The following is a 19,774-nucleotide window of genomic DNA, read 5'->3' as shown; positions in this document are numbered from 1 at the left end:
TAAACAGATAGAAATGAGGGTGGACATGATGTTACAACAACAATATAAACAAATTCTGGTCCCAGTTGATGGATCATATGAGGCGGAATTGGCTTTTAAAAAAGGTGTCGCAGTTGCAATTCGTAATAATGCATCTCTTCACTTAGTTCACGTTGTTGATACACGAGCATTTCAAAATATTTCAAGCTTTGATACATCAATGGTTGAACAAGTAACTGATACTGCAAAAGAAACATTGGATAAATACATTGAAGATGCAAAAAAGGCGGGTCTCAACGATGTTGATTATTCAATTGAATATGGCGCACCAAAGACTGTCATCGCCAGAGACATTCCACAAAACCTCAACATCGACTTAATTATGATTGGTGCAACAGGTTTGAATGCCGTTGAACGACTATTAATTGGTTCAGTTACTGAGTATGTAACCAGAACCGCGGTTTGTGATGTCTTAGTTGTAAGAACTGATTTAAACAACAAACCTGCAGTCAATCCAAGCAAGCACGTTTGATAATTGAATGTGCTTTCTAACAGTACAAATCTTTCATCTCGGAAATGTGACGATGTTTCCGGGATTTTTTATTCCCAAATTCACTTTATGAACGCTTGCAAAAAGCGGCTCTACAATATCTGTTGTTGGTAATAGATTTTTATCTATTACTGATGACAGATTTTTTGTTTTTCATTAGAATAAAAAAGCGGACATTTCCTGTCCGTTCATCAAAACCAACAACCACGAAGATTTTAGAGAAAGAAGGAAATGCCCTATGTCAAATGATACTACGAAAATGTTGTTAGGAATAGATGATAAACACTTAAAAATTGAGAATGGCAAAATAGGTGATGATGGGGTGATCCGATTAAACGGGTCGCTGAACTATTCCCCCAAGGCTTGCCGCAACTGTGGGGTTATTAATGATCACCAGATCATTGGCTATGGTTGGCGAAGGACCACCATTAGATTCGCTAAAACATTGGGCAGCACGGTTATCCTATGCCTCAATCGGCGAAACTTTCACTGTAAGGCTTGTCATACCAACTTCCTGGCGCAGACGAGTGCAGTGCCGAAGCACTGCACGATTTCAAATACAACCCGGAAACAATGTTTAGAGAAGTTAACGGAACCAGTGAGCCTCAAACACATTGCCAATGAATTGTCCACTTCGGATTCATTCGTTGGTCGGCAGCTCTTACGGGCTGAACGGGACTTTAAAACCAACTGGCACTACTTACCCAAAGTTCTCCTCATGGACGAAGTTAAAAGCACTAAGAGTGCCACCGACGCGATGAGCTTTGAATTTATGGACGCCGAAACCCACGAATTAATTGACCTATTGCCCTTTAGAACCATCTATCAGCTTCAAAAGTATTTCCAGCATTATGACCAAGCCGCACGAGAAAATGTGAAAATTATCGTCACCGATATGAACTATACCTATCCCAAATTGGTTGGGCAGATCTTCCCGAACGCCATCGTTGTTATTGATCCTTTTTACTTAGTTAACGCTTTAAACCGGGCTTTTAACAAGACGCGAGTGCGTCTCATGAAAACCCTGGCCACTTCCTCGCGCCAGTATCACGCCTTGAAACGCTATTGGAAACTATTATTAACGCCGGCCAATCACCTTAACTACGAGGCTTTCCGCAAGTGGACAAACTTCCCTTATCCGGCAACTGCCACGGATGTGGTTGATGCTTTACTGGACATTGATCCCGAGCTCAAGCAAACTTACGACGTGATGAATTGGTTACGTGAAACCATCAAAAACCGCGACTGGCCCAACTATAATCAAGCCTTTCACCACCTGCAGGGGTGCTCGGAAGAGATGTTGGCAGCCCTCCAAACCTTGGCGGCTCATCATGATGAAATTGGCAACACTTTCACCCACCACTACACCAACGGGCCCTTAGAAGGTTCAAACAACAAGATTAAAGTCATTAAGCGCACTGGATTTGGTTACCGAAACTTCTTCAGATTCCGGCTAAGAGTGCTGTTCGCTTTTCGAGTTCATACAAAAAGAGCCCTAATCACCAAGTGATTAGAACTCCAATATTTTGTTCACCAACAACAGTTGACGAAGAACCCAAAAAGCCGACCTTCTGCTGGACATGATGTCCGGTGGAAGATCGGCTTTTTAAACATTAAATTACTTGATGAACGTTGGGTTACCCTCATTTTTGGACAGCTCGTTTTTAACCATCTCGATAATATGGGACTGATTGCGTTTCAGAATCTTGTCAGCCAAATCGGTGTTGCCACGAAGCTCTGCAACAAACATCGCCGTGAATTGCTTCATCGTTGCCTGAATGACTTCTCCTTGAGCATATAAACACTTGGATTCCAATTCTGCTAAAACATCTGCTTTATAGATTAAATCCTGCTCAGTTAATTCATGGAGAATTTCATGAATTAAAGTAAGCGCTCGTTGATGTTTGCCCAATTCTGCATACGCAGCAATAATGTCCACATATAAATCAACAATTGCGATCATGGTGTGCTTTCCCTCTTTTTTGACTTTCGAGAGAATTTTGGAACTGGAATCAATGAAGCTTTCTGCTCGACATAATTTTCCAAGTTTTTGGTAGGCCAACCCGATTCCCAGGTTTGACCATGCCTCATAAAAGGTTGATTTGTCCGTTGAATACTGTGTGAGCTGAAGATTGAAGTTGTAAATTGCTTCTTCAATGTCGTCATTGATGTATAGTTCGATAAAGCCGCGACAACAGTGGTATTTCCCCTTCATACAGCGGGAGTCTAATTTCTTGCTGTCAATTTGATCAATGTGCTTGTTTGCATCCGCGTACAGATGATTGCGCATATCATCTTCAATGTATGAAAATACTTTGTCACCGTATCTTGAATTTCTTGCAACATCGGTAATTCTTAAATCGAGTTTTCGACAAAGTTTGGCCAAAATATCAAAGCTGGTACACGCATTTTGATTTTCAATGGAACTGATGGTTGCTTGAGTGCAAATCCCCTCGGCGAGCTGAACCTGAGATAACCCTTTTTCTCTTCTAGCATTCCGGATCAAGGACCCAGTAATCATCATTGCCATACGACTACTCTCCTATAGTTAACCTACTTAACATACGACTTGAGTATCATATTATATTTATAATGAATAATCAAGAAGATTTTTTCTCATTTAAGCCAGATAATCCCTCATGAAATTCACAAGTTATCAAATGATCATTAACGACGCCAACCGCTTGCAAATAACTATATACAGTAATTGGTCCAACTCGTTTTAAGCCCATTTGTTTAAACTTTTTCACAAACTTTTCAACAAAATTTTTATAATTTTCCGGCTTTGGCGACTCTGTCAATAAGTGATCCAATTGAACATTGTTAACCGGGTTCCAAGTCGCTGTTACCAACATTTGAGGGTCCGGTTGAATGATTTTAGCGTTCTGAATAATAGCTTCCACCTTCGAATGATTTCTAATAATCCGCTTATCATTGCAAAACCGCTCAACATCAGATTCATCACACTTTGCCAAGTAATCCGGTGAAAAATCATGAAAAACTGTATCCATTCCTTCTTCAAATTTCAAAACGGTTGAAAACGTGAGCCCTGCCTGCATAATTTCCAAACACAACGCCTTAAATAATTCCTGCGGATCATGCTGAGGGCGACCCCAAATTGTATCGTGATATACCAGAAGTTCCGGACTTTTAGTGGCCCATGGACATCTTTTAACCATACTTGCACCTCCTAGTATTAACATACGATAAGTTATAAATAATTCTGCAAAGAATTTAAAAGAAGAATCCAACGATCCCGCCGGTAATTGACTCGAAGATGCTGCAATCGAAACGCCTGATCTGTGACCTGCCCGGTTGTTCCCAACATTTCCATCCGAACCATCGATAGTTTACTGTCATCGGTCCAGGAATAAACCGGTCGGCCTGTCTCGCCAACCGATGAGATTAAGAATGGATTAGCGGTTAAATGCTGCAACGTATAGAAGTCAACATGATAATGGCCAATATTGCCAAAATTCAGCATGGTGACCAATCCAATATCCATCCCCGGAATTTGACGTTTAACCTGTCTGAGAAATGGATAACCAATCGAGTGAACCCGATGCGGCAAAACAGTCAGCTGCGGCTTAAATTGTTTGGCAAACCGGGTTCCCATTTGTTGATCACTGTGATTAGTCACCTTTAATTCAATAATGAGCGGCTGCTTCAACTTGTTGGCAATTCGTAAATAATCCCCGAACATATCAACATGATGATATCGTTTAATCGTCTTAAGACTGAGCTGATCAATCTCGACATTGCCCTTCTTCGGAATCCTCAAATCATTGTCATGAGCACAAATAAATTGATGATCTTTGGTTTCTTGGATATCCATTTCAATGAATGGAAAATGATACTGACTATTCCGTTTTAACGAGGCAATCGTGTTGCCGACAGCATTTTGGTTAATGACACCACGATGGACAATGATGGTCGGCTTAGTCATTGGCGGGTTTGCATAAACTGGACTAACAGCAGCAAATAATCCTGCAAAAATAACCAGTCCCAATGCGTACATCGTCAATAAAGGCGTCGGCGAAAATGAAGCCAACTCAATTCCAAGCAACCGGCTGATGATCACAATCTCTGCGAACGGAGCAAGAATGTCAATCATGCCCTTGGAGAGGAAAAACATCACCGTATTTGAATCATATTGGTTAATCCAGGCCAGACCAACAATTAGCAAACAAACGCCCACCAACATGCTCAAAACTATCGCCAGTTTCCTTGAAAAGGATTTGAGAGTCGTTGCTTTTACCGTCCTTTTGAGAACTTGAAGTGGCTGGTTTTGATTGGAACGAATAACATTTAGAAGATAATGTGAAGCCCAGATTCCAAAGCATGCGAAAACAAAATAAACCACGATTGCAGTGATTGCAATTGCATATCGATTAACGGTAATCCAAGTAAACTGAGCGCCAGAAATCGGAACCCCAAATTTGAGAAAATTTGAAAAACCAAACAACCCCAGTGGAATGAGCAGGCCAAATAAGTACACGGAGCTAACCAGAATGGCTACTATGGGGCTCAGGTGCTTGTTAACCCGTTTGTGAGCAGTTGAAGTCAGACCATAGTAAAAGAGTGCCATTAGTCCAAGGAACATCACCAGCGTGCAAAATACCACAATTGTGAAACTCTGGTAGGTACTCAAAAATCTTCTCAAAACCAGGGCTAGACAAATGAACACCCCAGTCAGATAGTAATATAGCTTTGTTTCATTTTTCCCCATGATAAACTTCCCAACATGCAAAAAAACCGGTAGCAAATGTTTGCCCCAGTTTGATTGTCTTTATTTATTTTTATTAATCTTTTGATCACGTGGTGGCAATGGCTTGAAGTCATATAAAATCTTTGATTGACGTTCAAACTCATTGATTGCCAACTGAATCAAACGATCGATCAGTTCTGAATATGAAATGCCGGATGCCGCAAACAGTTGTGGATACAAACTGATATTTGTAAATCCAGGCAATGTATTAACTTCACTCATATATGGGTGACCATCTTGAGATACCAGATAATCTATTCTGGCCATCCCCTTGAGTCCAAGGGCACGATAAGTGGTTAAGCCCATTTCGGTAATCTGTTGAGCCAATTCTTCTGAGATATCCACTGGTACGTCAAACTCAACTTGGCTGGCATCAACAAATTTGTTGTCGTAAGTGTAAAAAGCATCATTGGCAGGCACTTTAATAGCCCCAATTTTTGATGCAATCGGATGGTCGTTACCGAGAATCGAAATTTCAAGTTCTTCCGGTCCTTCAATTGCTTCTTCGACCAGCACTTTACTGTCATAACGGAAAGCATCCCGCAAACCTTCTGAATATTCTTCCTGATTATCAACCTTATGAATTCCAATTGATGATCCCTGGTTGGCGGGTTTGATGAACAAAGTCTTACCAAGCTCATCGCTTAAGCTTTGATATGAATACTGTTCCGCGGTTAATGGGGTGACAACTTCATAACGGGTAATTGGAACACCGGCCAATTTGACAATCTTCTTGGTAATATCTTTATCAAATGACATGGCTGAACCCAAAATACCAGTTCCAACGTATGGTTTGTGCAATAAGCGCAGCAAGCCTTGAATGGTCCCATCTTCACCGAGATTACCATGAATAATTGGGAAGAAAACATCAATATCAGATTCCTCAGCCAAATTGATAATTCTGGCCAACGGATTCTTGGTGTCTAATTTTGCCAACTCTTCTTTGGCAACTTGATCTTCAGGTTCACCATCAAATACCCGTGAAGAGGCATCGTGATCCAAGAAATAACCATTCTTGGTCATTAAAAACAAGCTAACATCATAACGTTCTTTATCCATTGCATCATAAATGTTATGAGCCGAACGTTTTGAGACATCATGTTCTGAAGAGTTACCACCGAAAATCAAGCCAATATGAAGCTTTTTACTTTTTTCCATGAATTCTCATCCTTTATAAATTCGTATAGTTTCCAGAAACTTAAGTATATCACGGATATTTAAAGATGAACACATTTCAAATCGCTTTTCATGTGATTTTTAGTTTACCCTCATAGTATACAATTACTCTCGTTTTAGCTGTTTCTTGCTGAACAGGTAGCGAACAATTAATAACATCACCACAGACATGATAACCATCGTGACAATCATTGGAAACGGATCGTAGGCACCAGTTGATCGATAACCCAGGATAAATTTGGCGAAGTTAGCCACCCAAGTCATTTGAAAACGGTCGTCCAGGATCACTCTGGATGCAGTATATGCCACAGTAATATAGCCGACAATCGGGGTCACAATCAAGATAATTCTTTGAATGAATTTGGAAAATAAGGTTAAAAAGTTACCAATCACCATACCGCTCAGTGCACCGACCATCAGCAGCAAGCCGCTAAACAGGTAATTGAAGATAAAGCCGACAAACGGATTATGAAAGTAGCCGACGTACGACGACATAAAAATATTGGTGTTTTTGGCATGAACCAAAGGCATCAGAACCAAGTATTGATAAGCAAGGTTAAAGGTGTTTCCAATTAAAATCAGCAAACCATTCACAATGATTTGAGAGTTGAAAAATGTCGGCCGTGAGACGCCGTTTTGAATCAGAAATTTGAAGTTTTCGTAAGATACGGTGGAAATGGCAAACATATAAATCCCAAATGCAGCGGTTACCCAAGTTCCTCGCATCTGATCGGCTAAAGAATAGTCGCTGAGTGAACCTGAGATCAATGAAAAGATGAACGGCAACACCAGGAATGCGGCAAACAAAAGGACATACATTTCTCCAAGACCAATAATTTGTTTTCTGAATAGAAACTTGGTTACTTTATTTGTCTTCATTGTCGGTGCCCCCCTCGTATTGATTCGTTAGAAAGATAAACAGCTTTTGAAGATCAAAGTTGGAAAGCTGCACCGTATCGGGAAGCACCCGGTCATCCAAATCACCGTATACATAATTTGCCCGAATATTTCCGATCATATCGTGGCCAATCACATTCAAGCCTTTTGTGTATTGCTTAACGTCTTTTTCCGGTCCAACGACTGAATGGTTTTTTGCCAAAACGTCCTCAACCGGTTGGTTTAAGATGACCCGGCCCTGATCCAAAACGATGACATCACTAATGATATTGGCAACCTCTTCAATTAAATGAGTTGAAATGATAAAGGTTCGTGGATTGTCGGAATATGACTGAATCAGTTCGGAATAAAACAATTCCCGATGATTGGCATCCAGTCCCAATACCGGTTCATCCAGTAAAACAAACTGAACCGGCAAACACAGCGCCAGAATCAATTTAAAGATCGAATTATATCCGGTCGACAATTTGCCGAATTTCTGATTAATATCCAGTCCGAACTCCTTAATCAAACGATCCGCCAACTCATGGTTAAAGCCACCATACAGTGACTCGGAATCTTTGATAATTTGGGTGAGTTTCGAACCATTTGAATAAAGATTGACCTCACTCATCAAATACATCATGCCCAATTTTGAGTCGTTATCCCTCACGTCCTCGGAATCAATCTTAACCTCACCATTATTGGCAAAGTTACGATCGGTGATAACACTCAGCAAAGTACTTTTACCAGCACCGTTTCGACCCAGCAGTCCGTATATTTTATTTTCTTCAAACGTTAAATTAATGTCTGACAAAACGTGCTTTGACCCGAAAGATTTTGAAATGTGACTAACTTCCAAGATACTCATTGCTGGTAACCTCTTTTCACTAACGCTAATAATTCATCCTCGGAAATGTTGAGATTCTGAGCCTCACGAACCAGGTTCTCCACAAAGTCATCAAAAAAGTCGCTTCGCTTTTCCGACAGGATCCGCTTTCTGGCTCCGGCTTGAACAAACATCCCCAATCCCCGACGTTTCTCAATCAAATTCTTCGAAACGGCAATGTTCATCCCCTTGAGCACCGTTGCCGGATTAATATGGAATTCCTTGGATATTTCAGTTGTTGAAGGAATCTGGCCGCCCTCTTCAAATCCGCCGGATGCAATTGCGTCCTCAATTTGTTCTGCCACTTGGCGGTAGATGGGTTCGGAACTGTTAAATTCAAATTTCATGATTATCAATCCATTCTATAATGTTTTCCATCTATTTTTCCACCTTTGTCTTTGGCACAACGATTCGTGAATAAATCATGACCGTTACCATAAAGTAAAGTAAATACAGAATCAGGAATCCGGCCGTGGTAACGCCAAATGTCTGATAGGCACCGCCCACCAACAGTCCGCCTCGAGAAAACATCTGAAGGCCAAAGACGACGTCGATAATTCCCAGAATTCCCGGAATCGTGAACAAACCGAAAATCTGAAGAATAATGGAATGTTTCAGCGTTGAACGACGGGTTCCAATCTTGTTTAACATGTCAAATCGAATCTTGTCACTGGCAGCACCGCTCAGTATCTTAAACATTAAGCAGCTTGCAAGCATTGCCAGAAAGGCGATTCCTAAAAAGATCCCCATAAATTCCAAGCTTCCAAAGATTCCTTTCAACAGTTGATACGTCACAAAGGATCCGGCCATCAACTGTGTCCCGCTGGAACCATACTGCTTTGCCTGAATATTCGTAATCTTGGTCAACGTTGGTGCTGAAGCATCCACATTATTCGCCCGAACAAGCAATAATTTATTTGCCTTCACGTTAATGCGATTAAAGGTGTTGGCATGCACAATTTTAATTTGGAATGATTTGGTTATCGGTGACTGCAGGCTCCACAGCTCTTGATAGGCATTGGAATCAGTCTTTTTCAAATCCGAAACTGTCGCCGTGGAAACCCGTGATTTCAGGGCAGCCCGATCAGTAAACTTGGAATACTTCAACGGCTGAGCCTGTAATTGATCGGCATTGTAATAGACCCGCTTGGCTTTAGGGTCAACTTTTTGTTGATAAGTAACCGTCGACTTGTCTTTAATGTCGCCAACAAGTGACTTTAATTTGGAAGACGGATTGGTGAGCGCAACGGAATAGTAACCGTTCCCCTGAGCCAATTTTGGCACCATGCTCTGAAAACCGGTCCCTACCGTAATGGCTCCCAACGCCAACGCGAATAAAAGTGAAACCACAGATAGAATCTTGGTATAATCGCGAATTCTGAATTTTAATTGAGCAAGCGTGAAGCTGTTCAGACCTTTGGCATTCATTTTCGAATATTGGAGCCCTTGGAGTAACATCACAAAGAACGAATTAAAAACAAAGTATGTTCCAAGCACGATTGTGACAAGGCCAATTCCGACTGCCATCAATTTGAGCTTTCTAATGTCGTACATGGCGTAGTATCCACCAGCCAGTAACAACACACCCAGGACAGCTTGAATCCACAATCGGATCGCTTTGGGCTGTTTCCAGTCGCTTTGTTGTCCCGAACGTAAAAGCTGAAGGGCAGAAGTTTTAACAAACGTTCTGGCATTCAAGAATCCGGCAATCATGAACAGAACGAGAAACATGATAATCGTCATCCAAACAGCCGGCATATAGAATGCAGAAAAATCGGTTAGCGACATATGAATCTGACTTGCCAAAAAGCTGCTGAGAACTTTCGTAAAACCAATTCCCACAACAATTCCAGCAATTGTTGAGATAAAACCAATCGCAATTGTTTCTAAAATGATCAGTTTGCTGATAACCCCTGATTTGGCACCCAACATCATAAACAGCCCATAATCATGTTTTCGCATACTCATTAAAAAGTTGTTTGCGTAAAACACGTAAACCAACGTAATGATGGCCAACAAAATTGAACCAAAGATGAACACAAATTTAGCACTTTGACCAACCGGGCTCCCAGTTGTAAATTTGTCATTTGTAGAAATTGCCTCAAACATATAGAAAATGGCGGTGGTAATGATCATCCCTGAAAAAAGCACCAGATAATCTTTCCAACGAGCCTTAATTCCTGATAGTGAAATTTTAAATAACATAATAAAGCTCCTTTGATTGATTACTGTTCAAACGTTCCCAGCTTTTCGAGAATCTCTTGATAAAAATCGTTGCGGCTCTTATCGCCGGCATCAATTTCATCACCAATTTTGCCATCTTTAATGAACAAAATCCGTTTACAGAAACTTGCTGAAAATGGATCATGGGTCACAAGCAGGATGGAAACACCCTGTTGATTGATATGAGTCAATGTATCCAGAAGTTCACGGGCGTTGGTTGAGTCCAAGGCACCTGTTGGTTCATCACCAAAGATAATTGATGGATTGAAAACCAGGGCTCTGGCTGCAGCAACCCGCTGCTTTTGACCACCAGATAACTGAGTTGGGTATTTGTCCAGCAAATCAGCAATTCCCAACTTTTCTGCAGCCGAAGTTACAGCGGTTTGAATTGAAGCGGCCTTTGCATTTTGCAAAGAAAGTGGCAAGCCAATATTTTCACGGGCAGTTAATGTTTCCAACAAATTGAAATCCTGGAAAATGAATCCAAGCTTCTTTGACCGGAAGTCTGCCATTTGGTTGAAAGTCAAATGGGTCACATCTTGACCATCAATCTCAACTGAACCGCTTGTTGGTTGATCCAAAGTTGCCAAAATATTCAGCAAGGTTGTTTTCCCGGAGCCGGAAGCCCCCATGATCCCAACAAATTCTCCTTGTTCAACTGACAAGCTGATCCCTTTAAGGGCTTCATATGGCTTGGCACTGTTTTTATCATAAATTTTGTGTAAATCCTGTGTTTCAACGATTTTAGTGGTCATGAGTGTTCCTCCGTGTGTTAGTTAATTACTTGTGTAACTAACTATATATGTTGGCCTGCCAGATGTCAATCAAATAATCAAAAAAGGTTTGGGATCATCCTGACGGATATATCCCAAACCTTTGATTTAAAGCGATTCAATTTAAATGAATTTAATCTAAATTATCGGTATTAATAACATTTTGGGTTCCCCGCTCAGTGATAATGGAAACCAAAACATTATTAATCATTTTCATTCGCTGCTCGTCACTAATGTCTGCAGCCAAATCTTTTTGCAGCTGTGAAACAGCATCCTCGGAGATTGAAACCGCACCTTGGACAATAATCTTTCGAGCTGACAAAATAGCGGTTGCCTGTTGACGTTGAAGCATTGCATTGGCAATTTCCGTTGCGTATGCCAAATGAGTCAAGCGGGTTTCAATAATTTGTAAACCGGCAACATCCAGGCGATCCTGCAGTTCTTTTTGCAATGCCAGGGAAACTTCGGTCGCATTCCCCCGCAATGTGAGCTTGTCAGTATCTTCATCAAAACTATCATATGGATATTCACTGGCAATGTGTCGAATAGCTGACTCACTTTGAATTTCAACAAATTGTTCATAATCTTCAACACTAAAAATTGCTTTGGCAGAATCTACAACTTTATAAACGATGACCGCAGCAATTTCAACTGGGTTTCCTTTGGAATCATTCACCTTAATGATCGAACTGTTGAAATTCCGGACCCGCAATGAAATTGTCTGTTTGCTGGTCAATGGAATTGTCATGAACAGTCCTGAAGTCCGAATCGTTCCAATATACTGACCAAAGAAGGTCAATACCTTGGCTTCGTTTGGCTGAATGATGGTCAATGAACTGGCAAACAATAAATCCAAGATGATAATCACAGCGCCAAATATAATTGAACCCATTGACCCTGTTTGGCTGCCGGACCATAACAGATAGCCACCGGCAACAAGCAAAATTAGAGCTGCAATTAAGCCTAAGTAGCCATTAACATGAAATACATTTTTTTCTTTCAAAAAAAGCCGCCCCCTATATGCGTGATTTGGTAAAAATGCTACTAAATCAAGTATATAGCGGACGACTTCTAATTAACATTAATTACTTAACATTCTTTTCTGGAAGAACAGCACCTTTGTAGTGATGTAAAATCCATTTTTGAGTCTTAGTTGATTGAAGAACCTTGACTAATTTCTTGATAGCAGGTTTCTTCTGATCACCTTTACGGGTTGCAATGATGTTGACATATGGTGAATCCCGCTTTTCAATCGCAATTGATTGCTTGATTGGGTTCAAACCGGCACCAACCGCATAGTTGGCATTAATGACAACTGCATCACCTTCGCCGTTCTTGTAAATAGTTGGCAAAAGTTTTGGTTCATAACTGTGCTTGAACTTCAAATGACGTGGGTTTGAAGCAATGTCACTAAAGTTGGCAGAAGTAATGTCGATGCCCTTCTTTAAGGTAATCAAGCCGGCATCCTTAAAGATTTGAAGAATTCGGCCATAGTCGGGCACGTTGCTGCTGACAATAATTGTGGCACCCTTCTTAAGGTCTTGGAGCTTCTTAACTTTCTTTGAGAAGACAGCAATTGGTTCCAAGTGAACGCCACCAGCGTTTACCAAAGTCCCATGGTTTTGTTTATTCCAAAGCTTTAAGAAAGGAACGTGTTGGAAGTAGTTGGCATCCAACTCACCGTTGGCTAAAGCTTTGTTAGGCATTGTGTAATCTTGGAAAGTGGTAATTTTAAGGTTAACGCCTTCCTTTTTCAATTCAGGTGCAACGTGGCGCAAAATTTGTGCATGAGGAACAGCAGAAGCACCAATCTTTAAAGTGGTTGTCTTACCGGAATTAGAAGATGATGAACAACCCACCAATAAAAAGGCAGTAAAGGCAATTGCGAATAAACTCAATAATTTTTTCTTCATTTGAAACCCTCCCAAATATTATAGTGTCCGCTTATCGGTGATCTTGACAAAGACATCGCCGACAAACTGAACGATAAACACAAATAAACAAATGATAACGGTCGCAACCAGCGTCACGGTGTTGTTGCTTGCCTGGAAGCCATCCTGATAGGCCAAGTTCCCAAGGCCACCAGCACCAATGGCTCCGGCCATCGCGGTGTAACCAATTAATGAAATAGTGGTAACAGTCGCACCGGCAATCAACGCCGGCTTGCTTTCGGGAAGCAAAACCTTGGTAATGATTTCCCAAGTTGTTGCCCCCATCGACTCAGCTGCTTCCAATACACCTGAATCAACTTCACGGAAATATGACTCAACCATCCGCGCATAGAATGGCGCAGCGGAAATGATCAGTGATGGCAGCGCCGCCCGTGGTCCGATAATGGTTCCAGCCAACTTCATGGTAATCGGCAACAGAAGAATGATCAAAATGATGAATGGAATTGACCGAAAAATGTTAACAAACAGCCCAACGATCCAGTTAAGGATCCGATAGCCAACACCCGACTTGCTGCGAGTCTCATATAAAATGAGTCCCAAAATAATTCCTAAAATAACAATTGCAACCATCGACAGCAAGGTCATCCATACCGTTTCCCATGTTGCTGACATCATTGAACCCCAGTCAACATTCTTAAATTGAAAATATGATTTCAATCCAGTGGTATTAGCCATGGTGAATCACCTCCGTTCCAACCCGTAGCGTCTTAAGATATTCCAGTGCCTGATCAATCTGACTTTGATCGCCGACCAACTGAAGGTCAAGCGAACCCAAGGCACCTTCCTGCGTCTGATGAATCGCTCCGGAAATGATACTGATGGTCAATTCTGGGAAATGCTTAACCACATCTGAAACAATTGGTAATTCGGCTTGTGGACCATGGAAGACCAATCGGATAATTTGGCCATCCGGATACTTCTTAACCAGTTCTTCAAGGGTCATCGTATTGTCACTTTGCTGTGGCGTAAATTCTTCACTCACAAACTTCTTGGTAATGTCTTGCTTAGGATGACGGAATACTTCAAACACCGAACCGGTTTCAACAACTCGGCCGCTATCCATTACCGCCACACGCTCACAAACTTTTGCAATTGCGTGCATCTCATGGGTAATCAATAAGATTGTCAAATTCATTTCCTTATTGATCTTCAACAACAAATCAAGAACTTCGTTAGTCGTATCAGGATCAAGGGCACTGGTTGCCTCATCTGAAATGAGAATTGTTGGTTCATTGGCCAGTGCTCTGGCAATTCCAACCCGTTGCTTTTGACCACCGGATAATTCAGATGGATACGAATGTTCACGTCCCTCAAGACCAACCAGCTTAATTAACTCTTCTGCCCGCTGTTTACGTTTGGCCTTTGGAACTTTGGCAATTTCCAACGGTAAAGCAATATTGTCAATCACAGTCCGTGACCACAGTAGATTAAAATGTTGAAAAATCATGCCAATCTTTTGTCGCTGCTTTCGTAATTGACCACCATGGAGCTTGGCAACATCAGTTCCATTGATATCAATTTCTCCGGTAGATGGTGCTTCAAGTCCGTCCAGCATCCGAACCAGCGTACTTTTACCAGCACCGGAATAGCCAACAATTCCAAAGATTTCGCCGTCGTTAATTTCAATATTAACGTCGTTCACTGCGGTCAAGCCGCCATCTTTAGTGTTGTACTGCTTGGACACATTATTAAATCGAATCAATCTGTTCACCCCTTAAATATAAAAAAAGCTTTTCGACGTTTTACAAGTAATGTTTTACTTATAAAAGGACGAAAAGCTTCGCGGTACCACCTTTATTCGTTATTGTCTCTCAACAATAACCTCATGAGTCTGTTGTGACTCAACGAAATAATGGTCGTTACCCATTATCGGCTTACAAACGCTCACCGACACATTTTTTATCAAGACCATATTCGATAACTTCTGCGGCCCTTTCTCACCAACCGGGGCTCTCTGAACGACTTCTAATTATCTACTCATCTTGTCATTTTTCTATCATCAAACTATTAGCAAGTTTACCTAAAAAAGAATCAAACGTCAAGGGCTTTTACTTTTGGATTTTGGCAATCCATGAAGTAGCTTTGTCCGAACCATTCAAAATTGAAGGATCGTTAACAGCGTTATTATTGACAGCAACCACTTTTCCGGCCACTGGACTTGGAATATCTGATACAGCTTTATCAGCTTCAACATTCAACAAAGTGTCGCTGGTCGTCAGTTGGGCGCCAACTTTAGGTAATGAAACAAATGTGATATTACCTAATTCGTTCTTGCCTGCTTCAGTCAAACCAACTGTAACTTCCCCGTTTTGGTCTTCAGTCCAATAATATTTTGTATCCATCATTAATTCCACCTTTTTTGTGTATTATGAAAATTCTTTGTCTTCTCCAAACATGTAACTCTTATTATGATACTGCATGGACATTATCAATCCGATTCCAATCATATTTCCAATCAATGCTGAACCTCCGGCACTCACAAATGGAAGTGGAATACCGGTCAAAGGCAACAGACCAACACTCATACCAACATTTTCAAAAACATGGAACAGAATCATCATGATAACACCAGTTGAAATGTATGCATAAAAAACATTTCTCGTATCGAATGTAACCTTAATCATTTGGTAAATCAACAAAAAGTACAACAATATTAAAATACAGCTGCCGATAAATCCAAAGTTTTCACCAATAACTGAGAAAATCATATCGGATTCACGAACAGGAACATAGACGTGTGACTGATTAAATCCGGTTCCAAAAATCCCACCGGATCCGATGGCCTTCATACTCTGCCATAGTTGATAACCTTGGTTGGAAGTATCCGCAGATGGATTCAACCAGGTATCAACACGGGCAAATTGATAAGCTTGGAATCCAAACTTTTCCAATAAATGCCGCCCGGATTCGGGAATAACCAGTGCCAGGACGGTACCGGCCAATCCAAAAATCGTAATGACCGATGGTAAAATAATTCGCCAGGTAACCCCTGAAACAATAATGAGTCCACCTAGAATGGCGAAGAAAACCAACATTGTTCCAAAGTCATTTTGCAATTTTAACAACACGGCAACCGGAATTGTCCATAAAAGCATCTTCCCAATTAACAGGAAATCGCTTCGAACAGTTCTGATCGGATAATTATCATTGTGTTGAACAATCACCCGGCCCATCATCAAAATATACGCTGGCTTCATCACCTCAGAAGGCTGAAAAGTCAGTCCAAACAAAGAGAACCAACTCTTGGCACCTGTGTTGGCATAGTAGGTTCTACTATATAACACCAGCACGCTCGCCAGAAGTATAATCCCCAACCAATAGGTGATTGGAGCTACTTTCCATAACTGCTCGGAATCAAACTGCATAATAATCACAACAGCGACAATCCCGATCACATACCAAACCAATTGGGAAACAACCTGTTTCAAAACACTGGTCGAACTTGAATCGTGGGTAGCGGCAACGTAAATTGACGCCAACCCAATCAAGGCCAACATTAAGACACAGAAAATAATCCCCCAGTCAATCCGGGATTGATCATCCTTAGAGGTTCTTCGACTGGTATCCAAATTAGACCCTCCCCATTCACAATCGCCAAATTAATGGTGAAGATGAAAATCTTTAATTAACTGTGTGACACCCTCGTCAAAAGTTTTTACGTGAAACTCTTCGTTATGGGTATTAACAGCTTGAAACTTTGTATCACTTAACTGCTTAATTGAACCAATCATCTTTTTACCGATGAACAGTTCAGAAATGGTGTCGCCATTAGAATCCGTTCGATCCTTAATTTCGACATTAATGCTTTTATTTGCTTTACTCATCATTTTCTCCTTGTTCAAAGATCATTTCAGATGCATAGACTTTCGGTACTCGTCTCTTGCATCCTTATTCCTAAAGATAGTGAAGTGATCGGGAACGGGATCGTAGCCGCCTTTAACAAATGGGTGGCAGCGCAGGATCCGAGCAATGCCCATAATGGCTCCCTTAAACGCTCCATGCTTCTTTAGCGCAGTAATCATATAACTGCTGCACGTTGGATAATAACGGCATGTAGGCGGAAATAAGGGCGAAATAAACCGTTGGTAGCCATGAACAAGACTAATCAGAATGTTTTTCACTTTGACTCCTGTTATTTTTGATCTTTGGCTTTCAATTTAGGGTTCTTAATATAATGTTCCAAAAGAATTCCGGCACCCTTGGCAACGTTATCCAAAGGGTTTTCGGAGATGATCACTGGGACTGTTAATGCATCGGCAATAACTTGGTCGATGTTTCGAAGCAATGCCCCACCACCGGTCAGCATGATTCCACGATCAACAATGTCTGATGCTAATTCAGGCGGAATGACTTCCAACACTTCTTTGGCACCGCTAATGATCAACTGAACCGTATCATGGATGGCTTCGGCAATTTCGTTGCTGTCGATTGTAACGGCACGAGGCATTCCGGAAACAGCATCTCGACCACGAACTTCCAGTGTTTTAACGTCTGAATCATCTTTTTTGGCAGTTCCAATTTCAATCTTAATTTTTTCGGCAGTATGTTCACCGATAATTAAGTTGTGCTTTTGCTTGATATAACCGGCAATTTCAGTATTCATCTTATCTCCGGCAACCCGAATTGATTTGCTGGCAACAATGTCGCCAAGTGAAATAATGGCAATATCACTGGTACCACCACCCATATCAATCACCATGTTACCGCGTGGCTGGAAAATATCCATTCCAGCTCCAACGGCAGCAACTTTAGGCTCTTCTTCAAGATAAACCTGACCGCCGCCAGCTTTTTCAGCTGCCTGCATGATTGCATTTCGTTCAATCTCAGTAACGTTGGTAGGCGCACAGATCATAATCTTAGGCTTGGACATGAATCCTTTAACATCCAGCTTGTTAATAAAGTAAGTCAGCATTTCTTCAGTTATGTCGAAATCTGAAATAACACCGTCTTTTAATGGACGGATTGCCCGAATATTACTTGGTGTTCTACCAACCATTCGATATGCTTCAGAGCCAACGGCCAAAACTTTGCCTGTCCGTGTGTCTACTGCAACAACTGATGGTTCATTTAATACTATTCCCTTCCCGGCAACGTAAATGAGTACGTTGGCAGTTCCTAAATCGATTCCAATGTCTTTTGCCATCTGTGTACTTCCTCCTGAAAAACTTTAATCTCAAAAAATAATTATACCACATAAAGTTTGCGTTTCTAATAAGCTTCCAAACAATAAAAGGCTGAGATCAAGTAACGATCCCAACCCCGAAAAATTATGAACGATTCTTGAGTGACTCGTTCAAGACAATCGCGTCGTCTTGAACATTGACCCGTTTAATTTCAGCACCTAAACTTGCCAACTTTTTATGGAAGTCGTGGTATCCACGATCCAAATACTGCAGGTTGATGACGGTTGTGTACCCACTGGCAGCCAGTCCGGCAATTACCAGAGATGCAGCTGCACGGAGATCGGTTGCTGCAACTTCAGCGCCATTAAAATCAGTTGGCCCTTCCATTACAACAGTTCGGCCGGAAATTGTGTATTTAGCATTCATCCGGCGTAGTTCTTCCATGTGCATAAAACGATTTTCAAACACGGTTTCAGTCATCGAACTGCTGCCATTTGCAGTTAACTGCAAAATTGTCATTTGAGGCTGCATATCGGTTGGAAATCCTGGATGTGGCATCGTCTTAACATCAATGGGCTTCAAGTTATCATGTCCGATAACCTGAATGCCATCATCACTGGTGTTAATTGTGACACCCATTTCACGCATTTTAAGAATCAATGGTTTGTTGTGTTCAGGAATTGCACCGTCGATCATAACATTACCACGGGTAACCGCAGCAGCAATCATGAATGTTCCGGCTTCAATTCGGTCTTGAACAACCGCATGTTCAGTTCCGTGAAGTTCAGGAACCCCTTCAATACGAATTTGTTCGGTTCCGGCACCGACAACTCGGCCACCCATCTTATTCAAGACGTTCGCCAAATCAACAATTTCCGGTTCACGAGCGGCATTTTGAATAACCGTCTTACCCTTTGCCAAAGTAGCGGCCATCATGATATTTTGAGTAGCCCCAACACTTGGGAAGTCCAAGTAGATTTCGGCACCCGTCAAGCCATCTGGCGCATATGCTTCAACATAGCCATCGTGTTGTTCAATCTTGGCACCTAAGGCTTCAAAGCCCTTTAAATGCAGATCAATTGGACGAGAACCAATTGCACACCCACCTGGTAAAGCAACCTTGGCATGGCCTAATCTAGCCAATAATGGTCCCATGACAACGATTGATGCCCGCATCTTGGAAACATACTCAAAAGGCGCCTCACTTGAAATATCTTTTGAAGCATCAAACGTGATTTCGTTATGAGCTTCATCAAAATCAACTTTTAAATTTAAAAATCGTAAAACTTTGTTCATTGTATACACGTCAGACAACAATGGAACGTTTGAAATAACTGTTTTGCCTTCACCAGCAAGGATTGTTGCGGCTTGGATTGGTAACACAGCATTTTTAGCCCCATCAATATGTACTGTCCCGTGAAGCGGCTTACCACCATGTACAATAATTTTATCCACAAGAACGCCT

Annotated in this window: 21 protein-coding genes; 2 read left to right on the top strand and 19 right to left on the bottom strand. The window is 41.4% G+C overall.

Annotated features, from left to right (window positions below):
• Positions 1-28 precede the first annotated feature (28 nt).
• Positions 29-511 (top strand): universal stress protein, encoded by a 483-nt coding sequence (locus DNL43_RS08810; RefSeq protein WP_056982429.1) that lies wholly within the window; start codon positions 29-31, stop codon positions 509-511.
• 256 nt (positions 512-767) lie between these two features.
• Entirely contained in the window at positions 768-2,039 is a 1,272-nt protein-coding gene (locus DNL43_RS08805; RefSeq protein ID WP_156645065.1) for an ISL3 family transposase, read from the top strand.
• Between the two features lie 108 nt (positions 2,040-2,147).
• On the opposite strand, the gene DNL43_RS08800 is transcribed toward DNL43_RS08805, so the two are convergent.
• From DNL43_RS08800 to murA, 19 genes are all read right to left on the bottom strand, one after another.
• Complete coding sequence (locus DNL43_RS08800; protein ID WP_056981531.1) at positions 2,148-3,059, bottom strand: helix-turn-helix transcriptional regulator; 912 nt, start codon at positions 3,057-3,059, stop codon at positions 2,148-2,150.
• 70 nt (positions 3,060-3,129) lie between these two features.
• Positions 3,130-3,708, bottom strand: coding sequence for a DNA-3-methyladenine glycosylase I (locus tag DNL43_RS08795; RefSeq protein WP_056981530.1), 579 nt, complete (start codon positions 3,706-3,708; stop codon positions 3,130-3,132).
• 32 nt (positions 3,709-3,740) lie between these two features.
• Positions 3,741-5,258: a glycerophosphodiester phosphodiesterase family protein gene (locus tag DNL43_RS08790; RefSeq protein ID WP_054769328.1), complete on the bottom strand. Its 1,518-nt coding sequence runs from the start codon at positions 5,256-5,258 to the stop codon at positions 3,741-3,743.
• Between the two features lie 60 nt (positions 5,259-5,318).
• Positions 5,319-6,455, bottom strand: a complete 1,137-nt coding sequence (locus DNL43_RS08785) for a D-alanine--D-alanine ligase family protein (RefSeq protein ID WP_056981528.1) — start codon at positions 6,453-6,455, stop codon at positions 5,319-5,321.
• A 123-nt stretch (positions 6,456-6,578) separates the two neighbouring features.
• Positions 6,579-7,352, bottom strand: a complete 774-nt coding sequence (locus DNL43_RS08780; RefSeq protein ID WP_095344928.1) for an ABC transporter permease — start codon at positions 7,350-7,352, stop codon at positions 6,579-6,581.
• On the bottom strand, positions 7,339-8,220 hold the full coding sequence (locus DNL43_RS08775; protein ID WP_054769330.1) for an ATP-binding cassette domain-containing protein: 882 nt from the start codon (positions 8,218-8,220) through the stop codon (positions 7,339-7,341). The genes DNL43_RS08780 and DNL43_RS08775 overlap by 14 nt, the downstream gene beginning before the upstream one ends.
• Positions 8,217-8,585: a GntR family transcriptional regulator gene (locus DNL43_RS08770; protein WP_054769344.1), complete on the bottom strand. Its 369-nt coding sequence runs from the start codon at positions 8,583-8,585 to the stop codon at positions 8,217-8,219. The genes DNL43_RS08775 and DNL43_RS08770 overlap by 4 nt, the downstream gene beginning before the upstream one ends.
• Before the next feature lie 31 nt (positions 8,586-8,616).
• The gene (locus DNL43_RS08765) at positions 8,617-10,443 is read right to left on the bottom strand and encodes an FtsX-like permease family protein (protein WP_056981524.1); all 1,827 of its coding nucleotides are present in this window, start codon (positions 10,441-10,443) and stop codon (positions 8,617-8,619) included.
• A 20-nt stretch (positions 10,444-10,463) separates the two neighbouring features.
• On the bottom strand, positions 10,464-11,216 hold the full coding sequence (locus DNL43_RS08760; RefSeq protein ID WP_056981523.1) for an ABC transporter ATP-binding protein: 753 nt from the start codon (positions 11,214-11,216) through the stop codon (positions 10,464-10,466).
• 151 nt (positions 11,217-11,367) lie between these two features.
• The gene (locus DNL43_RS08755; RefSeq protein WP_056981521.1) at positions 11,368-12,237 is read right to left on the bottom strand and encodes an SPFH domain-containing protein; all 870 of its coding nucleotides are present in this window, start codon (positions 12,235-12,237) and stop codon (positions 11,368-11,370) included.
• Positions 12,238-12,319: 82 nt separating this feature from the next.
• Positions 12,320-13,147 (bottom strand): MetQ/NlpA family ABC transporter substrate-binding protein, encoded by an 828-nt coding sequence (locus DNL43_RS08750; protein WP_054769331.1) that lies wholly within the window; start codon positions 13,145-13,147, stop codon positions 12,320-12,322.
• 18 nt (positions 13,148-13,165) lie between these two features.
• Entirely contained in the window at positions 13,166-13,861 is a 696-nt protein-coding gene (locus tag DNL43_RS08745) for a methionine ABC transporter permease (RefSeq protein ID WP_054769332.1), read from the bottom strand.
• The gene (locus DNL43_RS08740; protein WP_056981519.1) at positions 13,854-14,888 is read right to left on the bottom strand and encodes a methionine ABC transporter ATP-binding protein; all 1,035 of its coding nucleotides are present in this window, start codon (positions 14,886-14,888) and stop codon (positions 13,854-13,856) included. Before DNL43_RS08740 ends, DNL43_RS08745 begins: the two co-directional genes overlap by 8 nt.
• Before the next feature lie 346 nt (positions 14,889-15,234).
• The gene (locus tag DNL43_RS08735; RefSeq protein WP_054769333.1) at positions 15,235-15,528 is read right to left on the bottom strand and encodes a glycine cleavage system protein H; all 294 of its coding nucleotides are present in this window, start codon (positions 15,526-15,528) and stop codon (positions 15,235-15,237) included.
• Between the two features lie 24 nt (positions 15,529-15,552).
• Positions 15,553-16,755, bottom strand: coding sequence for an FtsW/RodA/SpoVE family cell cycle protein (locus tag DNL43_RS08730; protein ID WP_056981517.1), 1,203 nt, complete (start codon positions 16,753-16,755; stop codon positions 15,553-15,555).
• A gap of 30 nt (positions 16,756-16,785) precedes the next feature.
• On the bottom strand, positions 16,786-17,013 hold the full coding sequence (locus DNL43_RS08725; RefSeq protein ID WP_225439233.1) for a DUF2969 domain-containing protein: 228 nt from the start codon (positions 17,011-17,013) through the stop codon (positions 16,786-16,788).
• Positions 17,014-17,031: 18 nt separating this feature from the next.
• On the bottom strand, positions 17,032-17,307 hold the full coding sequence (yidD, locus tag DNL43_RS08720; RefSeq protein WP_082619709.1) for a membrane protein insertion efficiency factor YidD: 276 nt from the start codon (positions 17,305-17,307) through the stop codon (positions 17,032-17,034).
• Positions 17,308-17,318: 11 nt separating this feature from the next.
• Positions 17,319-18,329, bottom strand: coding sequence for a rod shape-determining protein (gene mreB / locus DNL43_RS08715; RefSeq protein WP_054769335.1), 1,011 nt, complete (start codon positions 18,327-18,329; stop codon positions 17,319-17,321).
• A 124-nt stretch (positions 18,330-18,453) separates the two neighbouring features.
• Positions 18,454-19,764, bottom strand: coding sequence for a UDP-N-acetylglucosamine 1-carboxyvinyltransferase (gene murA / locus DNL43_RS08710; RefSeq protein WP_056981516.1), 1,311 nt, complete (start codon positions 19,762-19,764; stop codon positions 18,454-18,456).
• Between the last annotated feature and the right edge of the window lie 10 nt (positions 19,765-19,774).

The organism is Lentilactobacillus kefiri, from assembly GCF_009739535.1.
In the GTDB taxonomy this organism is placed as follows: Bacteria; Bacillota; Bacilli; order Lactobacillales; family Lactobacillaceae; genus Lentilactobacillus; species Lentilactobacillus kefiri.
The sequence above is the reverse complement of the archived record's forward strand: the minus strand, read 5'-3'. Positions and strand labels throughout refer to the sequence as shown.

Excerpts from the sequence above, each read along its gene's own strand:
- DNL43_RS08810 (WP_056982429.1), top strand. The coding sequence starts at position 29 with ATGTTACAACAACAATATAAACAAATTCTGGTCCCAGTTGATGGATCA.
- DNL43_RS08805 (WP_156645065.1), top strand. The coding sequence starts at position 768 with ATGTCAAATGATACTACGAAAATGTTGTTAGGAATAGATGATAAACAC.
- DNL43_RS08800 (WP_056981531.1), bottom strand. The coding sequence starts at position 3,059 with ATGGCAATGATGATTACTGGGTCCTTGATCCGGAATGCTAGAAGAGAA.
- DNL43_RS08795 (WP_056981530.1), bottom strand. The coding sequence starts at position 3,708 with ATGGTTAAAAGATGTCCATGGGCCACTAAAAGTCCGGAACTTCTGGTA.
- DNL43_RS08790 (WP_054769328.1), bottom strand. The coding sequence starts at position 5,258 with ATGGGGAAAAATGAAACAAAGCTATATTACTATCTGACTGGGGTGTTC.
- DNL43_RS08785 (WP_056981528.1), bottom strand. The coding sequence starts at position 6,455 with ATGGAAAAAAGTAAAAAGCTTCATATTGGCTTGATTTTCGGTGGTAAC.
- DNL43_RS08780 (WP_095344928.1), bottom strand. The coding sequence starts at position 7,352 with ATGAAGACAAATAAAGTAACCAAGTTTCTATTCAGAAAACAAATTATT.
- DNL43_RS08775 (WP_054769330.1), bottom strand. The coding sequence starts at position 8,220 with ATGAGTATCTTGGAAGTTAGTCACATTTCAAAATCTTTCGGGTCAAAG.
- DNL43_RS08770 (WP_054769344.1), bottom strand. The coding sequence starts at position 8,585 with ATGAAATTTGAATTTAACAGTTCCGAACCCATCTACCGCCAAGTGGCA.
- DNL43_RS08765 (WP_056981524.1), bottom strand. The coding sequence starts at position 10,443 with ATGTTATTTAAAATTTCACTATCAGGAATTAAGGCTCGTTGGAAAGAT.
- DNL43_RS08760 (WP_056981523.1), bottom strand. The coding sequence starts at position 11,216 with ATGACCACTAAAATCGTTGAAACACAGGATTTACACAAAATTTATGAT.
- DNL43_RS08750 (WP_054769331.1), bottom strand. The coding sequence starts at position 13,147 with ATGAAGAAAAAATTATTGAGTTTATTCGCAATTGCCTTTACTGCCTTT.
- DNL43_RS08745 (WP_054769332.1), bottom strand. The coding sequence starts at position 13,861 with ATGGCTAATACCACTGGATTGAAATCATATTTTCAATTTAAGAATGTT.
- DNL43_RS08735 (WP_054769333.1), bottom strand. The coding sequence starts at position 15,528 with ATGGATACAAAATATTATTGGACTGAAGACCAAAACGGGGAAGTTACA.
- DNL43_RS08725 (WP_225439233.1), bottom strand. The coding sequence starts at position 17,013 with ATGATGAGTAAAGCAAATAAAAGCATTAATGTCGAAATTAAGGATCGA.
- mreB (WP_054769335.1), bottom strand. The coding sequence starts at position 18,329 with ATGGCAAAAGACATTGGAATCGATTTAGGAACTGCCAACGTACTCATT.